The sequence below is a fragment of the Sphingomonas sp. FUKUSWIS1 genome (assembly GCF_000733135.1).
GTDB lineage: Bacteria > Pseudomonadota > Alphaproteobacteria > Sphingomonadales > Sphingomonadaceae > Sphingomonas > Sphingomonas aerolata.
The window spans coordinates 25115-29362 of record NZ_JPJC01000083.1; the positions used below are offsets into that span (position 1 = coordinate 25115).

Annotated in this window: 4 protein-coding genes; 3 read left to right on the plus strand and 1 reads right to left on the minus strand. The window is 66.9% G+C overall.

From position 1 onward, the window contains the following. Positions 1-173: 173 nt before the first annotated feature. Positions 174-713, minus strand: a complete 540-nt coding sequence (bchF, locus tag sphsw_RS06130) for a 2-vinyl bacteriochlorophyllide hydratase (RefSeq protein ID WP_042466658.1) — start codon at positions 711-713, stop codon at positions 174-176. Between the two features lie 565 nt (positions 714-1278). On the opposite strand from bchF, the gene sphsw_RS19680 reads away from it, so the two are divergent. The 3 genes from sphsw_RS19680 to chlG all read left to right on the plus strand — a co-directional run. Then, positions 1279-1842, plus strand: a complete 564-nt coding sequence (locus tag sphsw_RS19680; protein WP_160172609.1) for a cobalamin B12-binding domain-containing protein — start codon at positions 1279-1281, stop codon at positions 1840-1842. A gap of 30 nt (positions 1843-1872) precedes the next feature. Continuing rightward, positions 1873-3303, plus strand: coding sequence for a transcriptional regulator PpsR (gene ppsR, locus sphsw_RS06140; RefSeq protein WP_031439831.1), 1431 nt, complete (start codon positions 1873-1875; stop codon positions 3301-3303). A gap of 72 nt (positions 3304-3375) precedes the next feature. Further along, a partial coding sequence (gene chlG / locus sphsw_RS06145) for a chlorophyll synthase ChlG (protein ID WP_031439832.1) occupies positions 3376-4248 on the plus strand: 873 nt, incomplete at its 3' end.

Consider the following 4248-nt stretch of genomic DNA (forward strand, 5'->3'; position numbering starts at 1 on the left):
GAGGAAGAACGCGTCCTGAATCTTGCGGTGCAGCCAGATAATCCCGGTGAGTCCGCAGAACACCTCGCGCTGGCCGCGCTCGCGCAGTACCGGCGCGGCGTCACACCCGGTCCGGCCGAGATGCTGCGCGGTTGGCAGGGGGGCGGTGGGCAGGGGGGTGGAAAGCGGGGCGGTCATGACGCGGCCATGCCCGCCGGTGCACGCTGCAACCGCGCGGCCCGCAGCTTGATCAGGAACTGCGCGGCATTGACGACGTAGCTCGCATAGGCCGCGAGCGCGAGCCACATGCGTCCCGCCTCGCTGCCGAAGTCGCGGGCGAGCGCGACGAGATAGGCGGTGTGCAGCGCGAGCACGAGCATGCTCACCACGTCCTCCCAGAAGAAGGCGGGGGCGAACAGCCATTGGCCGAACACTTGCTTCTCCCAGATCGCGCCGGTGATCATGATCGCGTAGAGCGCGCCCGTCTTGACCATGATCGATATCGTGGCGGCGACCACGCCGTCGCCCGTCGCGAGATAGCGCAGCACCAGCGTCAGGCTGACGAGGAAGATCAGGAACTGGATCGGGGCGAGCACCCCCTGGACCAGTGTCCAGGCCGACGAGTCGCGGCGCTCGCGCTGGTCCGGCGTGTAGAGCGGGGCGGCTGCCCGGCCGGAGCCCGGGACGGCCGCGCCGCCCTGCCGATCTGCCGGAGAAAGGTCGTTCGCTTGCATCGCGCCCCGCCTGCCCAAGTTCCGATCGGACCTTACGCCCGCCCCTCAAAAAGTGTCAAGTTATTTGGACGTCCATAATTCGGAACAGGTTGTGCGGTGCAGCAAAACCGTCCGGTTGTCAGTCAATTGCAAGTGGGATATGCTGCGAGTCGCCGCTAATCTGCCAAATGCAGGTCCCGGTCTGTAGTTGTTGGCGTGTCGACCAGGCTGGGGAGAGCCGGTAATGGCAGCGGTTACTCACTATTCGCGCGGTTTCCGGTGGAGCACCGGGTCGTTTGCACGTCGGGACTGGAGCGATGGCCGCCGAGATCTTGGTCCGGGGCCGCGTCGCGATGACGGGGACTATGATCGCCCTTTGTCGGCGCTGATCGAATGCGAGATCATTCCGCGGCTGATGGCGGCACATGCCAGTGCGGCGATGCCCTCTGCCGAGATCGGGACGGATGGCCCGATCGACAGCGTCGAGGTGGGCATCTTCGCGCCGCTGGTGATGCAGGTCGATGCCGACCGCCTGCTTGCGCACATCGAGACGATCCTCGACCGCGGTGTTTCGGTCGAGACGGTCATGGTCGATCTGCTCGCACCCGCCGCGCGCCTGCTCGGTGAATATTGGGATGATGATCGCTGCGATTTCGTCGATGTCACGATGGGGTTGTGGCGGCTGCAGGAAGTCGTGCACGAGATTGCCGGCCGCATGCCCAGCATTCGGACAGATCCGGGCGATCGACATCGGGCATTATTCGCGTCGTTACAGGGCGATCATCACAGCTTCGGGACGATCGTCCTCGACGAGGTCTTTCGGCATGGCGGCTGGCTGACGGACCGGATCAACGACGCGGAAACGCCCGTGTTGCTGGATGCCGCGACGGCGGACTGGTTCGATATCATCGGATTGACGATCAGTTGCGACTGCCATATCGCCGGACTTGCATCGATCATTGCTGCGTTGCGAGGGGTTTCGCGAAATCCTCGTGTCTGCATCATGGTCGGCGGTGCGATTTTCAATGCAGACCCGGATCTCGCCACCAAAGTCGGCGCCGATGGTACCGCGTCCGATGCGAAACTCGCGCTGAAACTGGCCGGCGATCTTCTCCGCGAAAGCGCATGGGGGACCACGGCGTGTAATTGATTGCTGCAGATTGGAGCGCGACGCTCGTCGATGGACAAGACTATCGCCTCTTCCCCGCATCTGGCCTTCGCCCGCCCCGACGCCGCGCCCGGGGCCTTGAGCGCGCGCGTGGCCGCGTCGCTGCTCGCGGCCGTCGGCGACGTCGCCTTCATCCTTGCCGCCGATGGGCGGATCCTCGACGTGGCGGTGTCGCAGGGTGATCTTGCCAATCACGGCTTTGCCGGCTGGGTCGGCGAACGCTGGATGGACACGATGACGGTCGAAAGCCGTCCCAAGGCGGCCGAGATGCTCGCGGCGGCGGGCAGTCCCGAACCCGCGCGCTGGCGACAGGTGACGCATCCCGCGGCGGGTGGCGACGTGCCGGTCCGCTATCTGGTGATGTCGCTGGGAACACCCGATCGACTCGTCGCGATCGGTCGCGACCTGCGCGGCGCGGCGGCGACGCAGCAGCGGCTGCTGCAGACTCAACAGGCGCTGGAGCGCGACTATATCCGCCTGCGCCAGGCCGAGACGCGGTACCGGATGCTGTTCGACATGGCGTCCGATGCGATCCTGGTCGTCGATGCCGGCTCGCGCCGTATCCGCGAGGCGAATCCGGCGGCGCTGCGGCTGCTCGATGCCGCCGCCGATACGCTGGTCGGTGCACCGGTCAGCACGATCGTCGATCCGCATGATCGCGACGACCTGGTCGCGCATCTCGGTGCGGCGGAGGCGGCGGACGATGTCGCACCGGTCGCGCTGCGGCTGAACGATCGCGCGGTCGACGTGCGGATCGATGCGAAGCTGTTCCGTCAGGCGCGCAGCCCGTCGCTGATCGTCCGGATCGAGGCGGTCGAGCCGGTCGTCGGTGCGCGGCGGCACGAGGCGACACTCGGCGACGTGGTCGAGCGCATGCCCGATTCGTTCGTGCTGGTCGATCGCGACTTGGTGGTGCTGACCGCGAATGCCGCCTTTGTCGAACTGACTGAAATGCCGTCGATCGAGCGGCTGATCGGCGCGCGGCTGGGCGCGTGGCTGGGCCGGCCGGGCATCGATCTCGAGCTGATCGTCGCGCAGCTGCGTGAACATGGCTCGGTCCGCAACGTCGCGACGATCCTGCGCGGCGCGGCGGGTGCGCAGGCCGAGATCGAGGTGTCCGGCGTGGTCGCGCCGATGGGTGGCAGCGAGTGTTTCGGCTTCACGATCCGCCATGTCGGACGTCGCCTGCGCCAGGTGCCGCTGGTCGCGCACGACACGCCGCGATCGGTCGAGCAACTGACCGAGCTGGTGGGGCGCATGTCGCTGAAAGAGATCGTGCGCGAGAGCACCGATCTGATCGAGCGGCTCTGCATCGAGGCGGCGCTGGCCTATACGTCGGACAATCGCGCATCCGCGGCGGAGGTGCTCGGCGTGAGTCGGCAAAGCCTCTATTCGAAGCTTCATCGCCACGGCCTCGGCAATCTCGTGTCGGGTGACGGCTGAGCGCGCGAGGGTCATCGGCATTGGTGTCAACATATGTTGACAGATAAGGGTGTCTGATCCTAGCTTCGCGACATGGATCGCCTGTCCGCTTCCCGTGTCGCGATGCCGCCGCCCGCGGCTCGCGACGTGCTGGAACTGCTCAAGCCGGTCACCTGGTTTCCACCGATCTGGGCGTTCCTGTGCGGGGTCGTGTCGTCGGGCGTTCCGCTGGGCGATCGCTGGCCGTTTCTTGTCGGGGGTATCCTGCTGACGGGGCCGCTGGTCTGCGGAACGAGCCAGGCGGCCAATGACTGGTTCGACCGCCATGTCGATGCGATCAACGAGCCGCTGCGGCCGATCCCGTCGGGGCGGATCGCCGGCAGTTGGGGCTTGTGGATCGCGATCGCGGGCAGCCTGATCTCGGCAGCGGTTGGGGCGGCGATGGGGCCGCTGGTGTTCGCGGCGACCGGCGTCGCGCTGGCCTGCGCCTGGGCCTATAGCGCGCCGCCATTCCGGTTCAAGGCGAGCGGGATCTGGGGGCCCGCAGTGGTCGCGCTGACCTATGAGGGGCTGACCTGGTTTACCGGCGCGGCGGCGATGACCGGCGACTGGCCCGATGCTGCGGTGCTGGTCATACTTGGCCTCTACACCGCCGGCGCGCACGGCATCATGACGCTCAACGATTTCAAGGCGGTCGAGGGCGACCGGATGATGGGGTTGCGCTCGCTGCCGGTCGTGCTGGGGGTGGATCGCGCCGCCCGGCTGGCCTGTATCGTCATGGCGGTCCCGCAGGTCGCGGTGATCGGCCTGCTGGCATTGTGGGGGCACGGGCTGATCGCGCTGTTGGTCGCGGCGTTGCTGGCGGGGCAATTGGCGCTGATGGTGCGGCTGCTGCGCGATCCGCTCAAGAACACGCCGTGGTATAATGCGACCGGCACGACACTCTATGTGCTCGGGATGCTGGCG